Origin of the sequence: Pseudonocardia sp. (genome assembly GCF_029263155.1) — a bacterium.
Classification (GTDB): domain Bacteria; phylum Actinomycetota; class Actinomycetes; order Mycobacteriales; family Pseudonocardiaceae; genus Pseudonocardia.
This window is the reverse complement of the sequence record NZ_JAJCYB010000109.1, coordinates 20,579-37,489: the sequence shown is the minus strand read 5'-3', so window position 1 is coordinate 37,489 and position 16,911 is coordinate 20,579. Positions and strand designations below refer to the sequence as shown.

At 75.2% G+C, this 16,911-nt stretch carries 16 protein-coding genes; 9 read left to right on the top strand and 7 right to left on the bottom strand.

Annotation, left to right across the window (positions count from 1 at the left end; translation table 11 throughout):
- On the bottom strand, positions 1-1,036 hold a 1,036-nt coding region (locus Q1K26_RS22790), incomplete at its 3' end, for a hypothetical protein (RefSeq protein ID WP_300016747.1).
- Positions 1,037-1,263: 227 nt separating this feature from the next.
- A complete protein-coding gene (locus Q1K26_RS22785; RefSeq protein ID WP_300016744.1) occupies positions 1,264-2,496 on the bottom strand; it encodes an amidohydrolase in 1,233 nt (410 codons plus the stop codon).
- Positions 2,497-2,812: 316 nt separating this feature from the next.
- On the opposite strand from Q1K26_RS22785, the gene Q1K26_RS22780 reads away from it, so the two are divergent.
- From Q1K26_RS22780 to Q1K26_RS22760, 5 genes are read left to right on the top strand one after another with little or no spacing between them, the layout of a single operon-like run.
- Positions 2,813-4,444 carry a serine/threonine-protein kinase gene (locus tag Q1K26_RS22780; RefSeq protein WP_300016741.1) on the top strand — a complete coding sequence of 544 codons (1,632 nt, stop codon included), beginning with the start codon at positions 2,813-2,815 and terminating at the stop codon, positions 4,442-4,444.
- 36 nt (positions 4,445-4,480) lie between these two features.
- A complete protein-coding gene (locus Q1K26_RS22775; protein ID WP_300016738.1) occupies positions 4,481-5,290 on the top strand; it encodes a purine-nucleoside phosphorylase in 810 nt (269 codons plus the stop codon).
- Entirely contained in the window at positions 5,287-6,894 is a 1,608-nt protein-coding gene (locus Q1K26_RS22770) for a phospho-sugar mutase (protein WP_300016735.1), read from the top strand. The genes Q1K26_RS22775 and Q1K26_RS22770 overlap by 4 nt, the downstream gene beginning before the upstream one ends.
- A complete protein-coding gene (locus tag Q1K26_RS22765; RefSeq protein WP_300016732.1) occupies positions 6,891-7,349 on the top strand; it encodes a flavodoxin in 459 nt (152 codons plus the stop codon). Before Q1K26_RS22770 ends, Q1K26_RS22765 begins: the two co-directional genes overlap by 4 nt.
- 24 nt (positions 7,350-7,373) lie before the next feature.
- Entirely contained in the window at positions 7,374-7,979 is a 606-nt protein-coding gene (locus tag Q1K26_RS22760) for a TetR/AcrR family transcriptional regulator (protein WP_300016729.1), read from the top strand.
- Positions 7,980-7,986: 7 nt separating this feature from the next.
- On the opposite strand, the gene upp is transcribed toward Q1K26_RS22760, so the two are convergent.
- From upp to Q1K26_RS22745, 3 genes are all read right to left on the bottom strand, one after another.
- A complete protein-coding gene (upp, locus tag Q1K26_RS22755) occupies positions 7,987-8,613 on the bottom strand; it encodes a uracil phosphoribosyltransferase (RefSeq protein ID WP_300016726.1) in 627 nt (208 codons plus the stop codon).
- A 132-nt stretch (positions 8,614-8,745) separates the two neighbouring features.
- Entirely contained in the window at positions 8,746-10,311 is a 1,566-nt protein-coding gene (locus Q1K26_RS22750; protein ID WP_300016723.1) for a metallophosphoesterase, read from the bottom strand.
- A 66-nt stretch (positions 10,312-10,377) separates the two neighbouring features.
- A complete protein-coding gene (locus tag Q1K26_RS22745; RefSeq protein ID WP_300016720.1) occupies positions 10,378-11,289 on the bottom strand; it encodes a haloalkane dehalogenase in 912 nt (303 codons plus the stop codon).
- Positions 11,290-11,325: 36 nt separating this feature from the next.
- On the opposite strand from Q1K26_RS22745, the gene Q1K26_RS22740 reads away from it, so the two are divergent.
- Positions 11,326-11,829: a GNAT family N-acetyltransferase gene (locus Q1K26_RS22740; RefSeq protein ID WP_300016717.1), complete on the top strand. Its 504-nt coding sequence runs from the start codon at positions 11,326-11,328 to the stop codon at positions 11,827-11,829.
- Between the two features lie 18 nt (positions 11,830-11,847).
- On the opposite strand, the gene Q1K26_RS22735 is transcribed toward Q1K26_RS22740, so the two are convergent.
- Positions 11,848-12,834 (bottom strand): molybdopterin-dependent oxidoreductase, encoded by a 987-nt coding sequence (locus Q1K26_RS22735; protein WP_300016714.1) that lies wholly within the window; start codon positions 12,832-12,834, stop codon positions 11,848-11,850.
- A 136-nt stretch (positions 12,835-12,970) separates the two neighbouring features.
- Between Q1K26_RS22735 and Q1K26_RS22730 the strand changes: the two genes are divergently transcribed.
- On the top strand, positions 12,971-13,207 hold the full coding sequence (locus Q1K26_RS22730; protein ID WP_300016711.1) for a hypothetical protein: 237 nt from the start codon (positions 12,971-12,973) through the stop codon (positions 13,205-13,207).
- A 154-nt stretch (positions 13,208-13,361) separates the two neighbouring features.
- Here the strand turns inward: Q1K26_RS22730 and bla are convergent, their stop codons facing one another.
- The gene (gene bla, locus Q1K26_RS22725; RefSeq protein ID WP_300016708.1) at positions 13,362-14,261 is read right to left on the bottom strand and encodes a class A beta-lactamase; all 900 of its coding nucleotides are present in this window, start codon (positions 14,259-14,261) and stop codon (positions 13,362-13,364) included.
- Between the two features lie 40 nt (positions 14,262-14,301).
- On the opposite strand from bla, the gene deoC reads away from it, so the two are divergent.
- Together deoC and Q1K26_RS22715 are read left to right on the top strand one after the other, a co-directional pair.
- Entirely contained in the window at positions 14,302-15,279 is a 978-nt protein-coding gene (gene deoC / locus Q1K26_RS22720; protein ID WP_300016705.1) for a deoxyribose-phosphate aldolase, read from the top strand.
- On the top strand, positions 15,279-16,712 hold the full coding sequence (locus Q1K26_RS22715) for an aldehyde dehydrogenase family protein (RefSeq protein ID WP_300016701.1): 1,434 nt from the start codon (positions 15,279-15,281) through the stop codon (positions 16,710-16,712). The genes deoC and Q1K26_RS22715 overlap by 1 nt, the downstream gene beginning before the upstream one ends.
- Positions 16,713-16,911 lie beyond the last annotated feature (199 nt).

Genomic DNA, 16,911 nt, shown 5'->3' with positions numbered 1-16,911 from the left:
GGCTCTCCGCGCGCGCGCGTGGGGCTCTCCGGGCGCGCGTGTCGGGCTCTCCGTGCGCGCGGCGCGACGCGGTGCGTCTGGCGCCGCGCCGACGCTCGCGGTGGGACCTCCCACGAAGCGCGCGCGGCCGCCGACGACGGGTGTCGACGCCGCGGCGGGCGAACGCGGCGTCGAGGTCACGCTCGTAGCGAGCAGGCTGCGCGAGGTCCTCGGCCCAGACCTCGACGAGGATCCACCCTCGTCGGCGCAGATCCTCGGCGCGCGCCTGGTCCTCCTCCGTGCGCCCGACATGGGCGGCGTAGCCGTGGTACTCGACGGCGATGCGCAGCGCCGGCCAGGCGAGGTCGACCCGGTACACCTCGCGCCCGTCCAGACCCACCACCGACCAGTTCACCTCCGGTACCGGGTAGCCGGAGTCGACGATCCGGCACAGCATCCAGCTCTCCGCGGGTGACTCCGCCCGACCGGTGGCCAGTTCGAGAAGCTGCGCACCCCGGCGCGTCCCCCGCGGGTCCCGCCGGGAGGCGAGCCGGCCTCCGATCGTCGCCCTGAACCGCTCCCGGCCCGTCGGTTCGATCATCGCCAGCGCCTCGTCGACGACCGCGAGCGCACGGTCGGGCCGCTGGGTGCAGAGCAGGTCGGTGATCGTTCGCTCGAGGCTCAGCACCGGCAGGTCGTGGCGCACGGCCCGGTCCCCGTCCGGGACGTGTCCGTTGTGCACGACGAGCCCGCGGCGGGTGCGCAGCCAGTGTCCGTAGGGCGCGATGAGGTGCACGGGCGTCGGCTCGGCGGAGGAGCAACCGTGGAGATGCGCTGCCGTGGGTCCGGCCAGGAGGACGTCCGGGCCGCCCAGCTCGACGGCGGCCGCCGACAATGTCAACGGGTCCGCGGCCCGCTCGGTGTCGACCAGCACACCGGACCACGGTGAGGCCCACCGGCCGGAGCTCTGGTCGAGCCGCACGCGGTAGGCACCCATCGACGCGATCGCGGCGGCCCGGCGGACGGCACCGTGACGAGCTGGACTCGGTTCGGCCATGCCGCCACGCTGCACCGTCGAACGGCGCGGCGGGCCTCGCCGGGTAGATCTGTGGACAGCCCGCCGGCAATGTGGATAACCGGCACCCGCTCGGCCACCCCGACTCCCGCGTACTCATGGCCCGACTCGCGCGACCGGAAACCCCGACTCGCGCGCACGCACGCCCCGACTCGCGCGCACCGAGGGCCCGACTCGCGCGCACGGAGACCCCGACTCGCGGGGCCTGGTCAGGGGGTGAGGGCGTTCAGGGCGGTCTGGGTGAGGACGCGAACGCCGACGGGGATGGCGCGCTCGTCGAGGTCGAAGGTGGGCTGGTGGATGTCCTTCATCTCACCGCGGCCCGACCACACACCGAGGCGGGCCATCGCGCCGGGGACGTGCTCCAGGTACCAGGCGAAGTCCTCGCCGCCGCTGGACTGCTCGGTGCCGACGGCCGCCGCCGGGCCGAGGACCGTGGCCGCCGCGTCGGCGAGCATGCCGCTGCTCGCCTCGTCGTTGACGACGGGCGGCACGCCGCGGATGTGCTCCAGGACGTAGCCGACGCCGGTGGGCGCGAGCACCGCGGCCACCAGCGAGCGGATCTTGTCCTCCAGCTCGCCCCACGTGGCGTGGTCGGCGGTGCGCAGGGTGCCGCGCAGCAGCCCGTGCTGTGGGATGGCGTTGGCCGCCTCACCCGCCTGCACCGCCCCCCACACCAGCACGGTGCCCGAGCGGGGGTCGACCTGGCGGCCCAGCAGCAGCGGCAGCTGGGTGATCAGCAGGCCCAGCGCCTCGACGAGGTCGGCCGTGAGGTGCGGGCGTGCGGTGTGGCCGCCGGGTGAGGTCAGCCGGACCTCCAGCAGGTCGCACGCCGAGGTGATCGGTCCGACGCGCGTGCCGAGCCTGCCGACCTCCAGGCGCGGGTCGCAGTGCAGCGCGAAGATCCGCTGTACGCCCTCCATCGCGCCGTCGGCGACCACGTCCAGCGCGCCGCCGGGCTGCACCTCCTCGGCCGGCTGGAAGATCAGCCGGACGCGGCCGGGCAGGTTCGGCGCCGACGCGAGCGCGAGCCCGGCGCCCAGCACGACCGCGGTGTGCGCGTCGTGGCCGCAGGCGTGCATGACGCCGTCGACGGTGGACGCGAACGGCAGTCCGGTGGCCTCCTGCAGCGGGAGCGCGTCGAGGTCGGCCCGCAGCGCGACGCAGCGGTCGCCGTAACCGATGTCACAGACCAGACCGGTGCCACCCGGGAGCGTGCGCGGCTCGAGCCCCGCCGCGAGGAGACGGCTCGCGACCAGTGCGGTGGTGCGGTGCTCCGCCCGGCCGAGCTCGGGTACCGAGTGCAGGGTGCGTCGCCAGCCGACGACGTCGTCGGAGTGTGCCTCCAGCCAGGTGTCGAGCCAGGCCGGTCCGGTACCCGCACCGAGATCGACGACCTCGGCGGCGACCGGCAGGACGGGGTGCGATTCGAGCAGCGTCACCGCAGGTCACCTCCATCGACATCGGCTTGCGCTCTGTCGTGCATCGGCACATGGTGCTCACCCGGACGGCGGTGCACCAACCCCAAATCGGCCTCGCGCGCAAACCCTCGCCGAGGGGTCACGGATCTGCTGCGGACGGACCCCGGGACCACGGCGAACGGTGTTTCCGGCGCGCGACGAGCGGACGATACGTCCGCTCGTCGAGCATCCGGGTGGTCGTCGCGACTCATGTCCCCACCTCTACCCGCTGCCCGTGCCGCCCATGCGGCGTGCCCCCGCGACGCCGTCCCCGGCGCCCGTCGTCTTCAATGAGCAGGTGACGACGCCGGGTGATGCATCGCAGCGCCGCATCGGCGACCGCTACCTGCTGTCCGGGAAGATCGGCAGCGGGGCCATGGGCACGGTCTGGGCGGCCTACGACGAGGTGCTGCGCCGCCGTGTCGCGGTGAAGGAGCTGCGGGTGCCCCACGGCGTGCCCGACCAGGAGGCGCTCGACATGCGCGAGCGGATCCTGCGCGAGGCGCGCGCGGTCGGAGGCCTGTCGCACCCCAACATCATCACCGTGTTCGACGTCGTCGACGCCGGCGGCGAGCCCCTCGTCGTGCTGGAGCTGGTGCCCTCGCGCAACCTCGCGGAGATGATCTCCGACCAGGGCGCGCTCAACGTGGCGCAGGCCGCGGTCGTCGGCTACGCCACCGCGGGCGGGCTGCGGGCCGCGCACCGCGCCGGCATCACCCACCGTGACGTGAAGCCGGGCAACGTCCTGATCGCCGACGACGGGCGCGTCAAGCTCACCGACTTCGGCATCGCCCGCAACATCGCCGACGCGCCGATGACGAGCGCGGGCCTGGTGCTCGGCTCGCCCGCCTACATCGCACCGGAGGTCGCCGCCGGGCAGCCCGTCACCCCCGCCGCCGACCTGTGGGGTCTGGGCGCCACCCTGTTCGCCGCCGTGGAGGGCCGCCCGCCCTACGACGTCGGCGGCGACCCGGTCCGGACGATCACCGAGGTCGTCGACGGCGAGGTGCCCCGGACGCGCGGTGGCGGCCCGGTGGCCGAGGTCATCGCGGCGCTGATGGTGAAGGACCCGGACGGCCGGATGCCCCTCGACGAGGTGCGGCTGCGGCTGCGGCCGCTGATCTCCGACCCGGACGACCCGATGTACCCCGGCTCGCCCGACGCGCCGACGGTGGCGTCCTTCCTCACGCAGTTCCCCGCACAGGTCCCCGAACCGGCCGTGCCGCCGGCGGCGGCGGACTCGGCGTCCGTCCCGCGTGCCACGCCGCTGGCGGCCGACCCGGGTCCGCTGCCCGGCGCGGCGCGGCCGCCCGCGCCCCGGCCGGCGCCGCCGCCCCCGGCCCGCCCGGCCCGGCGGCCCCCGCCGGACGGCGCGCCGTCCTCGATCGGCCGCGCCGTCGCGCTCACCGTCGCCGGCGCACTGGTGGTGCTGGTGGGCGTGGCCGCGGGATGGGCCGTCACCCGCGTGGTCGGCGGTCAGTCGCCGCTGAGCACGGTCACGGTCACCTCGGCGGACGCGGAACTGGTGAGCCACCGGGACCAGCTGGGCTTCGACGTCGACGTCCCGCTCGGCTGGGCGGAGTTCCCCCACGAGGGCACCGACGGCAGGCGATCGGTCGCGTTCATCAGCCCGGACGGCACCGAGGAGCTCACGGTGGCGCCCGCGGAGTCGGCGGACGCGGCCACCGCGGAGCTGACCGAGGCCCGCCTCGGGGTCGCCGTGCTGGACCGCACCGAGCCGGTGGACGGCCGCCTGAGCTACCGCACCGAGCGCGACGGGCAGCAGCGGGCCAGCTGGGTGCAGATCGTTCCGGCCGCCGACGGCGGCGTCTGGATGGTACGGCTCACCGTCCCGGGCGACCGCCCCGACGGCACCACGACGGCCCTGTTCGACGTGCTGGTGGACGGTTTCGAGGTCGCCGGTCCCTGACCGGACGGTCGCCGGCGCGCCCGTAGGCTGCCGGCCATGAGCGACCCAGGAGACCCGGCGGCCCCCGATACGGCCGCGCAGGCCGCCGCCGCAGTGGCCGCCACCACCGGGATCGATCGGCACGACGTGGCCGTGGTGCTCGGGTCCGGGTGGCGCCCGGCGGCCGACCTGATCGGGGAGGCCACGCACGAGATCGCGATGGGCGAGCTGCCCGGCTTCCTCGCCCCGGCGGTGGCCGGGCACGGCGGCACCGTCCGCTCGGTGCCCGTGGGCGAGCGTCGGGTACTGGTACTGCTCGGACGCACGCACCTCTACGAGGGGCACGGGGTCGACGCGGTCGTGCACGGCGTGCGCACCGCGGCCGCAGCGGGCTGCACGTCGGTCGTGCTGACCAACGCGGCGGGTGGCATCCGTGACGGCATGAGCGTCGGCGAGCCGGTGCTGATCTCCGACCACCTCAACATGACGGCGACATCGCCGCTGCGGGGAGCGCAGTTCGTCGATCTCACCGATCTCTACTCCCCGCGGCTGCGCGCGCTGGCCCGCGAGATCGACCCGACACTCGTCGAGGGCGTCTACGCCGGGCTGACCGGGCCGCACTTCGAGACCCCCGCGGAGATCCGGATGTTCCGGGGGATGGGGGCCGACCTCGTCGGGATGTCGACGGTGCTGGAGGCGATCGCCGCGCGGGCCGCGGGCGTCGAGGTGTTCGGGTTGTCGCTGGTCACGAACCTGGCCGCGGGCCTCACCGGCGAGCCGCTCGACCATCACGAGGTGCTGGCGGCGGGGGCCGCCGCCGCGGGGCGGATGGGCGGGTTGCTGCGCGAGCTGGTCTCCCGGTCGTGAACACGCGGGACGCGGCGCTGCGCTGGATCGCCGAGGACCCCGACCCGGCCACCCGGGCGGAGCTGTCGCAGGTGCTCGCCGCGGGCGACGACGCCGACCTCGCCGCCCGGATGGCCGGGATGCTGCGGTTCGGGACGGCCGGTCTGCGCGGCCCGGTGCGCGCCGGGCCGGCCGGGATGAACGTGGCGGTGGTCCGGCGGGCCACGGCCGGGCTCGCGGCGTGGCTGGCGCGCGACGGCTCCCGCGGCGTGGTGGTCGTCGGCCGTGACGCCCGGCACGGCTCCGCGGCGTTCGCCGACGCCGCCGCGCACGTGCTGGCCGGCGCCGGCTTCACGGTGCGCGCCCTGCCCGCCCCGCTCCCGACGCCGGTGCTGGCGTTCGCCGTGCGCGAGCTGGGCGCGGTGGCGGGCGTGCAGATCACGGCGTCGCACAACCCGTCCGCCGACAACGGCTACAAGGTCTACCTCGCCGACGGCGCGCAGTTGGCCCCGCCCGCGGACGCGGAGATCGAGGCCGCGATCGCCGCGGCCCCGCCCGCGGCCGACGTTCCGGTACGGGCCGCGGTGTCCACCGTGGACCTCGTGGGGTCCTACCTGGACCGGGTCGCCCGGCTGCCCCGCGGCGCCGCCCGCACCCTGCGGGTCGCGCTCACCGCGATGCACGGCGTCGGCGGCGCGACGGCCGTCGAGGCCCTGCGGCGCGCGGGATTCACCGACGTGCACCTCGTCGCCTCGCAGGCCGAGCCGGACCCCGACTTCCCGACCGTCACGTTCCCCAACCCGGAGGAACCCGGCGCCACCGACGCGCTGCTCGCGCTGGCCGCCGCCGTGGACGCCGACCTCGCGATCGCGCTCGACCCGGACGCGGACCGGTGCGCCCTCGGCGTGCGCGATCGCAGTCGGACCCCGACACGGGCGCACGGAGACCCCGACTCGCGGGGGGCGTGGCGCATGCTGTCCGGCGACGAGACGGGCGTCCTGCTCGGCGACCACCTCCTGCGCTGCGGCGGCCACGACGATCCGCTCGTCGCCACCACCGTGGTCTCCTCGTCGATGCTGCGCGCGGTGGCCGCCGCCCACGGCGCCCGCTACGCCGAGACGCTCACCGGCTTCAAGTGGATCGTGCGCGCCGGGCCCGGGCTGGTCTACGGCTACGAGGAGGCGCTGGGCTACTGCGTCGACCCGGACACCGTGCGCGACAAGGACGGGATCGCCGCCGCCGTCGTCGCGTGCGATCTGGTCGCCACGCTGCGGGCGGCGGGGCTGGGCGTGCCCGACCGGCTCGACGAGCTCGCCACCGCGCACGGCGTGCACCGCACCGAGGGGTTGTCGCTGCGGATGGAGCCGGACGCCCGCGACGCCGTGGTCGAGCGGCTGCGCGCCTCGCCACCGCCCGGCTGGTCCGCGCAGCGGCCCGCCCCGGACGTGCTGGTGCTGCGCAGGCCCGGCGAGCGGCTGGTGATCCGCCCGTCGGGCACGGAGCCGAAGCTCAAGGCGTACCTGGAGGTCGTCGAGCCGGTCGCGGGCGACCTGCCCGCGGCCCGGGCGGCGGCGCAGGCCCGGCTCGACGCGCTGCGGGCGCAGGCACGCGAGCTGCTGGCATGAGCCGGCTGCTCGTCGTCCACCACACGCCCTCGCCCGCCACGGCCGACCTGCTCGACGCCGCGCTGCGCGGTGCGACGGACCCCGAGATCACCGGGGTGGAGGTGGTGCGCCGGGCCGCGCTCGCCGCCACCGCGTCCGACCTGCTCGCCGCCGACGGCGTGCTGCTCGGCACACCCGCGAACATCGGCTACATGTCCGGGGCGCTCAAGCACTTCTTCGACACGGTCTACTACGTCTGCGCCGACGACACGCGCGGCCTGCCGTTCGGTCTGTACGTGCACGGCAACCTCGGTGTCGAGGGGGCGGTGCGCTCGGTGGAGGCGGTCACGGGCGGGTTGGGCTGGCGGCAGGTGGCCGCGCACGTCGAGGTGCTCGGGGCGCCCACCCGTGACGATCTGGACGCCTGCACCGAGCTGGGCGCCACGGTGGCGGCCACGCTCGGAGCCTGCGACTGATCGGCTCCGGCGCTACTGTGCCGCATGCCCCGGCCCAAGGTGCACGACGACGAGCTGCGCGAGCGGTTGCTGGAGCGGGCCGGCGCGCTGCTGTCGGGCGGCGGTCCCGAGGCACTGAGCCTGCGCACGCTCGCCCAGGACTGCGACACCTCGACCACCGCCGTCTACTCCCTGTTCGGGGGCAAGCCCGCGCTGCTCGCGGAGCTGCTCGACGACGCGGTGGCGCGGTTGAGCGAGCGGCTGGCCGCCGTCGAGCCCGGTCCCGATCCGGTGGAGCACCTGGTGCAGCTCGGCGACGCCTACCACGCCGCCGCCCGCGACGACCCGCACCTGGTGCTGGAGACCCCGCCCACCGCGCTCACACCGTTCACCGACGGCGTCCACCGCGCCGTCGAGTGCGGGGCGTTGCGCACCGACGCCGACCCCCCGACCGTCGCGCTCGCCGTGCAGGGTCTCGTGCACGGCCTGGTGACGCTGGAGCTGCGCGGCCACGCCCGGCCCGGCCCCTGCGCGGATGCCCTGCGCGCGGCGCTGGAGGGCTGGCGCCGCACGGACGCCCGGTCCACGTCGGACGGGTGGGACTCCCCTACGTACCTGTCGGACGGGGGTCCCACTCGTCGAGCGCGGTGATACGCGGCTACGGCACCGCACCGAACTGGCGGTCCCCCGCGTCGCCGAGCCCCGGGACGATGAACGCGGAGTCGTTGAGCCGCTCGTCGATGCTGGCGGTGACCACGCGCACCGGGAGCCCGCTGCCCTCCAGGTGCGCGATCCCCTCCGGGGCGGCGAGCGCACAGATCGCGGTGACGTCGGTGGTTCCGCGCTCGGTGAGCAACCGGATCGTGTGCGCCATGGACCCGCCCGTGGCGAGCATCGGGTCGAGCACGAACACCGGGCGCCCGGCCAGCGACTCGGGCAGCGACTCCATGTAGGGCACGGGCTGGTGGGTGCGCTCGTCGCGGGCCAGCCCGACGAAGCCCATCTGCGCCTCGGGCATCAGCGCCTGCGCGGCGTCGACCATCCCCAGGCCGGCGCGCAGCACGGGCACCAGCAGCGGCGGGTCGGCCAGGCGGAACCCGGTGGTCCGGGCGACCGGGGTGTGCAGCGGCGCGGTGGCCACCGGGGCGTCGCGGGTGGCCTCGTAGATCAGCATCAGGGTGAGGTCGCGCAGGGCGGCCCGGAACGCGGCGTTGTCGGTGCGCGCGTCGCGCATCGTGGTGAGGCGGGCCCGGGCCAGCGGGTGGTCGACGACACGCACGTCCATGCGGCAGAGGCTAGCCGCCGCCTGCCCCGCCCTCAGCCCGCCGGTTAGGTCGATCAAGGCGAAATGGTCGCGAGCGGAGATCCACAGACGACCATCTGCCCTTGATCGGCAGGTTCCGGGGCGGGCCGTGGGTCACGGCACCGGGCGGCCGGGGGTCTCGCTGCGCCAGGACCAGGTGCCGTCGGGGCCGCGGGCGGCGCGGGCGCGGTCCTCCAGCACCGGCTCCCGCTCGTGCTCCCGGCAGCCGGTGGCCGCCCAGCAGGAGAGCACGATCTCGTCGCGGCGGGCGTCCAGGCGCAGGAAGCTCTTGAACATCGGCGCGGAGTCGGAGTCGAACAGCAGCGACATCAGGTTGTGCGACGCCGCGGTGCCGCGCGCCGGGAGCGGGTACACGCGCTCCGCGGCCCGGCGGGCCCTGGCGTCCACGACGGTCGAGCCGGCCCGGGGAGGCGCGTTGCCGACGCGCTCGGCCATCAGCGCCGTGGCCTCGTCCGGGGAGAGCACCAGCCGCCCGCGGCCGAGCCCCAGCAGGGCGTCGTAGTGGCGACTGAAGTGCGCGAGCGAGTCCCCGCGCAGCGGGTAGCAGCGGAACCCCTCCTCGGTGACGGCGGGCGCGAGCGCGTCGACGTTCGGGATCTGGTGGGTGGCCGAGAGGTAGGCCCCCGATCCTCCGGCGACGACGTACTGGATCGTGCGGCCGTCGCGCAGCCGCACCGGGTAGCGCTGGTAGTTGTGGTCGTCGCCGCCGATCACCGCGACGTAGTGGTGGCGCGGGTCGGTGACGATCTCGTTGACGTCGCCGCCGCCGGTGATCGGCGAGGGCCGGAGCCGGGCGTAGGTGTAGATCGGCCTCCCGGTGAGCAGGATCTTCGGCCGGTCCCCCGCCGACACCGACCGCAGCCAGTCGCCCTGCTCGGCGTCGAGGTGCCCGTCGAGACCGGTGTCGATCAGCACCAGCCGCACGGGGCCGGCGTCGACGGCGCAGTACGGCCCGGGCTGGACGGCCTGCTGGGACTCCGCGTCGCGGTACCAGCGCATGTCGGCCACCTGCTCCGCGCTGCCGCGCCGCGCGCGGTGCCACAGCAGCCGGCGCAGCGCACCCCGCCAGCCGCCACCCGGGGCGGCGGGCGCGCCGGCGTCGGGCGGGGCGTCGCAGAAGGCAGTCATGAAGCCGGTGAGCCCGTCGTACCAGTCGTGGTTGCCGGGCAGGGCGTAGATCGGGCCGGGGTAGTCGGCGTAGGGGCGGTAGAAGCGGTCGGCGTAGGCCGCGACGCCGCCCGCCGGGTAGATCACGTCGCTGCACACGACGGCGAGGTCGGTGTCGCCCGCGACCTTCTCGAGCACCGGCACCACGCAGTACTGCGACGCGTCCCCCTCGCCGGGGTCCCCGAGCAGGGCGACCGACGCGGTCTCGCGGTCGGCGAAGCGGGTGACGACCCGGTCGCGCGGCGGCGGGGCGACCCCGGCGGCGCGGGCGTAGGCGTCGAGGCGGTGCAGCCATTCGCGGCGCTGGCCGTCGGTGGGGTCGCCCAGCCACCTCGCGAGCACGTCGTTGCGCGAGGCCCACAGCGGCACCGGGCTCAGCCAGGAGAACCGGCTGCCCCGCGGGGCGAGCCGGGGCCCCGCCCCCAGCTCGCGACACCCCCACCCGGCCCCGTCCGTCGACCGCCGTGACGGCCCTCCTCCGGGCCCGCTCATTGCAGCATGGCCACCTTCACGCCACCTCGTTGCGTGAAGGTGGCCATGCTGCAATCGGAGGTCCCGTCATCGGATGCCCGCCACGAACTCGGTCACGACCGTCGCCAGCGCCGGGCCGGCGTCCTCCTGCAGGAAGTGACCCGCGCCGGTGATCGTCGGGTGGGCGCGGCCCGCGGCACCGGGCATGGTCCGCGCCAGTATCGGCCCCATGGCCCCGGTGATCGGGTCGCCGTCGCTGAACGCGCACAGGAACGGCACGTCGCGCCGGCCCAGCGCGCGCCAGGCCGCGCGGTTGGCCTCGGTGGCCGGGTCGTCGGGGCGGGTGGGGACCAGCTGCGGCATCGCCCGCGGCCCGGCCTTGTACGACTCGTCGGGGAAGGGTGCGTCGTAGGCGGCGCGCACCTGCGGGGTGAGCGGTGTGCGGCAGCCCGACTGCACCAGCCGCCCCACGTCGAGCACGTCGGCCTTCTCCACCGCGCGCCGGAACTGCCACCAGACCTCGGGCATGTCGTGGTCGCCGGTGGGCAGGCCGGTGTTGGCGGCCACCACCCCGGCGAAGCGGTCGGCGTGCTCGGCGACCAGCCGCAGCCCGATCAGCCCACCCCAGTCCTGGCCGACGAGGGTGACCCCGCGCAGGTCCAGCACGTCGAACGCGAGCGCCCGCGTCCATTCGACGTGCCGGGCGTAGGTGTGGTCGCCGGGCTCGGCGGGCTTGTCCGAACGCCCGAACCCGACGAGGTCGGGCGCCACCACCCGCAGCCCGGCCGCGGCCAGCACCGGGATCATCGTGCGGTACAGGTACGACCAGCTCGGCTCGCCGTGCAGCAGCAGCACCACGGGTCCGTCGGCCGGACCGTCCTGCACCCACGCCATCCGCAGGGTGCCGCCGTCGCCGTCGGACACGTCGGCGTAGTGCGGTTCGAGATCGAAGGCGGGCAGGTCGACGAACCGGTCGTCCGGGGTGCGAAGGGTGCGCATGGGAGGAGATCCTGACATGGAGACCCTCTGCACGGCATGATCGCGCGCGTGCTGATCCGCGACGCCACCCCCGACGACTGGACCGCGATCCGGCCGTTCTTCCGCGAGATCATGGCGGAGGGGCGGACCTACACCTGGCCACCCGACGCTCCCGAGGACCAGTGCCGCGCGATGTGGATGCTCGACGCCCCGGGTGCCACGTTCGTCGCCACCGATCCCGACGGGCCCGTGCTCGGCAGCGCCAAGGCCTACCCCAACCACCGCGGGCCGGGGTCGCACATCGCGAGCGCGAGCTTCCTGGTCGACCCCTCCCACGGCGGCCGCGGCGTCGGCCGCGCCCTCGGCCAGCACGTCCTGGACTGGGCCCGGGACCGGGGGTTCCGGGCCATGCAGTTCAACGCGGTGGTGGAGACGAACACCCGTGCCGTCGCGCTGTGGCGGTCGCTGGGCTTCACGGTCATCGGCACGCTGCCCGAGGGCTTCGCCCATCCCGAGCACGGGTACGTGGGCCTGCACATCATGCACCGCAGGCTCCACTGAGCCGGCGGGATCGCACCGTCACTGCAGGGGGAACGGCGGCTGCCACCACCACGGCTCGTCCACGACCTCGACGGCCACCACCCACTTGACCCACCAGAAGCCGCGCCTGCCGGGCGCGACGAGCCGGACCGGCGCCCCGTGCCCGGCCGTGAGCCGACGCCCGGCCAGGTGGGTGGCGAGCAGCAGCGTCGCCGCGTCCCGGGCCGGGAAGCGGCGGCGGTAGCCGGTCCGCGACACCACCTCGACCGACGCCCCGGCAGGCAGCCCGAGCGCTGCCACCGGCACGCCCTGCCACTCCTGCTCGGTGTACCACCCGCCGGTGCAGTCGAGCACGGCGCGCACGCTGCTCCGGGGCAGCGCGGCGAGGTCGACGGCGCCGCCCGGCGTGCGCACCCGCAGGTCCCGACGGTCGGTTCGCGGCACCGCGTCGAACAGCCACTGCGTGACGGGGACGCGCGCCACGTCGGCGATCTCGTGCGAGCCCGTCGCGCGCCGCTCCCGCCCGGGGACGGCGAACCACAGCGCCGCCGACCCCGCGACGACGCCGACCCCGAGCAGGGCCCGGCGCCGGTCGAGATCCGTGCGGCGCAGCAGCGGTCGCCGCCCGCCCCCGCGGCGGCGGTGGTGCCCGCCGACGTGCACCGCGAGCAGCAGCGCCGTCGCGACCGCGGTGCCGACGTGGATCTGCATCGGCAGCAGCCCCAGCACCGGCGCCCACCCGGCGAACGCGTGCAGCAGCCCGCTGGCCACCGCCGACCCGGCCAGCCCGGCGAGGGCCAGGCTGATCACCTTCCGCGACCGGCCGGGGCGCCGCAGACCCCGTCGGGCGACGGCGACCTTCGCCGGGACGAGCAGCAGCAGACCCAGTCCGGACGCCCCGTGGACACCGACGATCCACCCCGCCGCCACCGGCGTCCCCACCGCGAAGGCGAGCACCCCACTGACCGTGACCGTCACCAGGAGTACCGACAACGTCACGTTGACGACCCGAGTCGCCCGGTTCATGCGCCCACCGTCCCCGATGTGACACCGATAGTGATCAACTCCGATATTCACCCTGACCCGAACGGGTGGTACCCGCCGAACTCTGTCACGCCGAGGACCTCTCCGACGCTGTACTAGATGACTAGGAGGTGATCCGGTGCCGGAGTACACGACTTCCGACGATGCGACGCTGGTCGCTGCGGCGGAAAAGCTCACGCAGTGCGACGGTTACGTCGTGCTGGCCGTCGACCCCCAGACGGGGGAGGTCGACGCCCACGGGCCGTTCGACGGGCTGACCGCCACGATCAAGGCCGACCAGCTGCGGCGCGACTTCGACCGCGGCGGGCTGGAGGACGTCACGGTCGGCGTCGTCCGCCTGCACAGCTCCACCTGAGGACCCGCCCGCATCATCGCCTCCACACCGGAACCCGGCTCCGCCCGCCGCACCTCCCGCGCGGCGGGCGGACTGCTGCCCGGCCCGCGCCCGCGAGCCGAGCGACGCGCGGGGCGCGGGGCGCGGGGCGCGGGGCGCGGGGCGCGGGGCGCGCTCAGGCCAGCGCCGCCGCCACCTCGCGGGCGGCCGCGGCGAGCAGAGCCGGGTCGGCGTCCGCGTCCTGCGCGGGGCGCGTCGACATCGTGGCCAGCACGATCGGCGCACGGTCCGGCGGCCAGGCGACCGCCACGTCGTTCGCCGTGCCGAAGGCGCCGCTGCCGGTCTTGTCCCCCACCCGCCAGGTGCCCGGCAGCCCGGCCCTGATCTCCTCCCCGCCCGTGGTGTTGCCGACCAGCCACCCGGTGAGCAGCTCGCGGTCGGCCGGGTCGAGCCGCTCCCCGAGCACCAGCTCGCGGTAGAGGCCCGCGATGGCCCGCGGGCTGCTGGTGTCGCGCTCGTCGCCCGGGACCGCCGTGTTGAGGTCGGGCTCGGTGCGGTCCAGCCGGGTCACCGTGTCGCCGAGCTCCCGGGCGAACGCGGTGACCTCCTGCGGCCCGCCCAGGTCGGCGAGCAGCAGGTTCGCCGCGGTGTTGTCGCTGTATCGGATCGCGGCCTCGCACAGGTCGCGGATCGTCATGCCGGTGTCGACCTGCTGCTCCGCGATCGGTGCGTACTCCAGCAGGTCGGCCGAGGTGAACCGGACGAGGTCGTCGAGGTGCTCGGGCGGGGTGCGGTCGAGCACGGCGGCCGCGGCCAGCGTCTTGAACGTCGAGAGCATCGCGAACCGCTCGTCGGCCCGGTGGACGATCTCGCGGCCGGAGCCGGTGTCCAGGGCGTAGACGCCGAGGCGGGCGTCGAAGCGGCGCTCCAGCAGCGCGAAGTGGGGTGGCGACGCCCCCGGCGCAGGTGGCCCCGACGACGGTGACCCGGCCGGCGCGGCGGTGCACCCGGCCAGCGGTAGCAGCAACGTCGCCCGGAGCAGGGTCCGGCGACCGGTCTCGTGATTCCCCCACACGACGCCCGATGCTGTCAGAGTCCCGGCCTAGACTCGCGGCGTGACCACGACCGTGCCCGCCCCGCGGGCCACCGCCGACGCCGCGGGCGGGTTCGCCGACGCCGTGCGCGACGACCGGTCGCTGGGCCGGTTCCTGCGCGGCCTGCCCGGCGTCGACCAGGTCGGTCTCGAGCGGCGGTCGGCCGCGCTCGCCACGCGCAGCATCAAGAGGGGCGCCAAGCTCCAGGCACTCGACATGGCCATCGGCATGATCGACCTCACCACGCTGGAGGGTTCCGACACGCCGGGCAAGGTCCGCTCCCTGTGCGCCCAGGCCCGCCGTCCCGACCCGGACCACGCCGACGTCCCGCCGGTCGCCGCGGTCTGCGTCTACCCCGATCTCGCCGGGGTGGCCGTCGACGCACTGCGCGGTTCCGGGATCGCCGTCGCGGCCGTCGCCACCGCGTTCCCGGCCGGGCGCTCCTCGCATGCGGTGAAGCTGGCCGACACCGCGCTCGCCGTCGAGGCGGGGGCGTCGGAGATCGACATGGTGATCGACCGCGGCGCGTTCCTCGCCGGGCGCTACGGGCAGGTGTACGACGAGATCGTCGCCGTCAGGCGGGCCTGCGGACCGGCCCATCTGAAGGTCATCCTGGAGACCGGGGAGCTGGCCGGCTACGACGACGTGCGCCGCGCGTCCTGGCTCGCGCTGCTCGCCGGGGCCGACGTGATCAAGACCTCCACCGGCAAGATCTCCCCGGCCGCCACGCTGCCGGTCGTGCAGCTGATGCTGCTGGCCGTGCGCGACTGGCACCGCGCCACCGGCGAGCGCCGCGGCGTCAAGGCCGCGGGCGGGATCCGCACCAGCAAGGACGCGATCCGCCACCTGGTGGCCGTCAACGAGGTGGCGGGGCCTGCGTGGCTGGTGCCCGAGCTGTTCCGGTTCGGTGCGTCGTCGCTGCTGAACGACCTGCTGCGGCAGCGCCGCACCCAGGCGCTGGGCCACTACGAGAACAGCGACCGGATCGGGAACGGCTGATGACGACCTGGGAGTACGCGCCCGCCCCGGAGTCCGCCGCGCTGGCCAACGTCTCGCCCACCTACCGGCCCTTCGTCGACGGGAGGTTCGTCGACGGTGGTGGCGAGGCGCTGAAGACGGTCAATCCGGCCACCGAGGAGGTGCTGGCCGAGGTCGGCACGGCGTCCGCCGAGGACGTCGACCGGGCCGTGGCCGCCGCGCGCCGGGCGTACGAGAAGACCTGGGGCCCGATGCGGGGCGCCGAGCGGGCCAAGTACCTGTTCCGGATCGCGCGGATCGTCGCCGAGCGCTCCCGCGAGCTGGCCGTGCTGGAGACGCTCGACAACGGCAAGCCGATCCGCGAGTCCCGCGACGTCGACGTGCCCACCGCCTCGGCGCACCTGTTCCACCACGCGGGCTGGGCCGACAAGCTCGGCCACGCCGGGCTCGGGTCCGACCCGCGACCGGTCGGCGTCGTCGGTGCGGTGATCCCGTGGAACTTCCCGCTGCTGATGGCCGCCTGGAAGGTCGCACCCGCGCTGGCCTGCGGCAACACCATCGTCCTCAAGCCCGCCGAGACCACGCCGCTCACCGCGCTGGTGCTCGCCGAGATCGCCGCCGAGGCCGGTCTCCCGGACGGCGTGCTCAACGTGCTCCCCGGCGCGGGTGACGTCGGCGCGGCGCTCGTGGCGCACGCGGGGCTCGACAAGGTGGCGTTCACCGGCTCCACCGACGTCGGACGGTCGATCCAGCGGCAGCTCGCGGGCACCGGGCGGCGGCTCACCCTGGAGCTGGGCGGCAAGGCGGCCAACATCGTCTACGACGACGCCGCGCTCGACCAGGCCGTCGAGGGCGTCGTCGACGGGATCTTCTTCAACCAGGGCCACGTGTGCTGCGCGGGTTCGCGGCTGCTCGTGCAGGAGTCGGTCGCCGAGGAGTTCTCGGAGCTGCTGCTGCGCCGCATCGAGACCCTGCGCGTCGGCGACCCGCTGGACAAGAACACCGACGTCGGCGCGATCAACTCCCGTGCCCAGCTCGCCCGGATCGACGCCCTCGTCGCCGCGGGCGACGCCGAGGGCGCGGTGCGCTGGACCAGCCCGTGCCCGCTGCCCGAGCGCGGCCTGTACTTCCCGCCCACCGTGTTCTCCGGGGTCGAGCAGACGATGCGGGTGGCGCGCGAGGAGATCTTCGGGCCGGTGCTGTCGGTGCTCACCTTCCGCACACCGGAGGAGGCGGTGGCCAAGGCCAACAACACCGCCTACGGGCTGTCGGCCGGGATCTGGACCGAGAAGGGTGCCAAGGCCATGTGGACGGCCCAGCGGATACGCGCCGGGGTGGTCTGGACCAACACCTTCAACCGCTTCGACCCCACGTCACCGTTCGGTGGGTACAAGGAGTCGGGCTTCGGCCGGGAGGGCGGGCGCATCGGCCTGGAGGCCTACCTCGACGCGTGAGTATCCGGACCGGAGAACGCTCCTCCTCGGCAGCAGATCGTTCCGCGTGGCGAGCGCGCGCGGCCACCACTTGTGTCCGATCGTCGGACGGGAACCTGGAGGCGCGCCAGACACGCCTCTCGGTTCCGAAGCGACGATCAAGGCCGCCCCACCACTCCGCGTTCCGAACCGCTGATCATCGAGGCTGGGCGCCGTACCC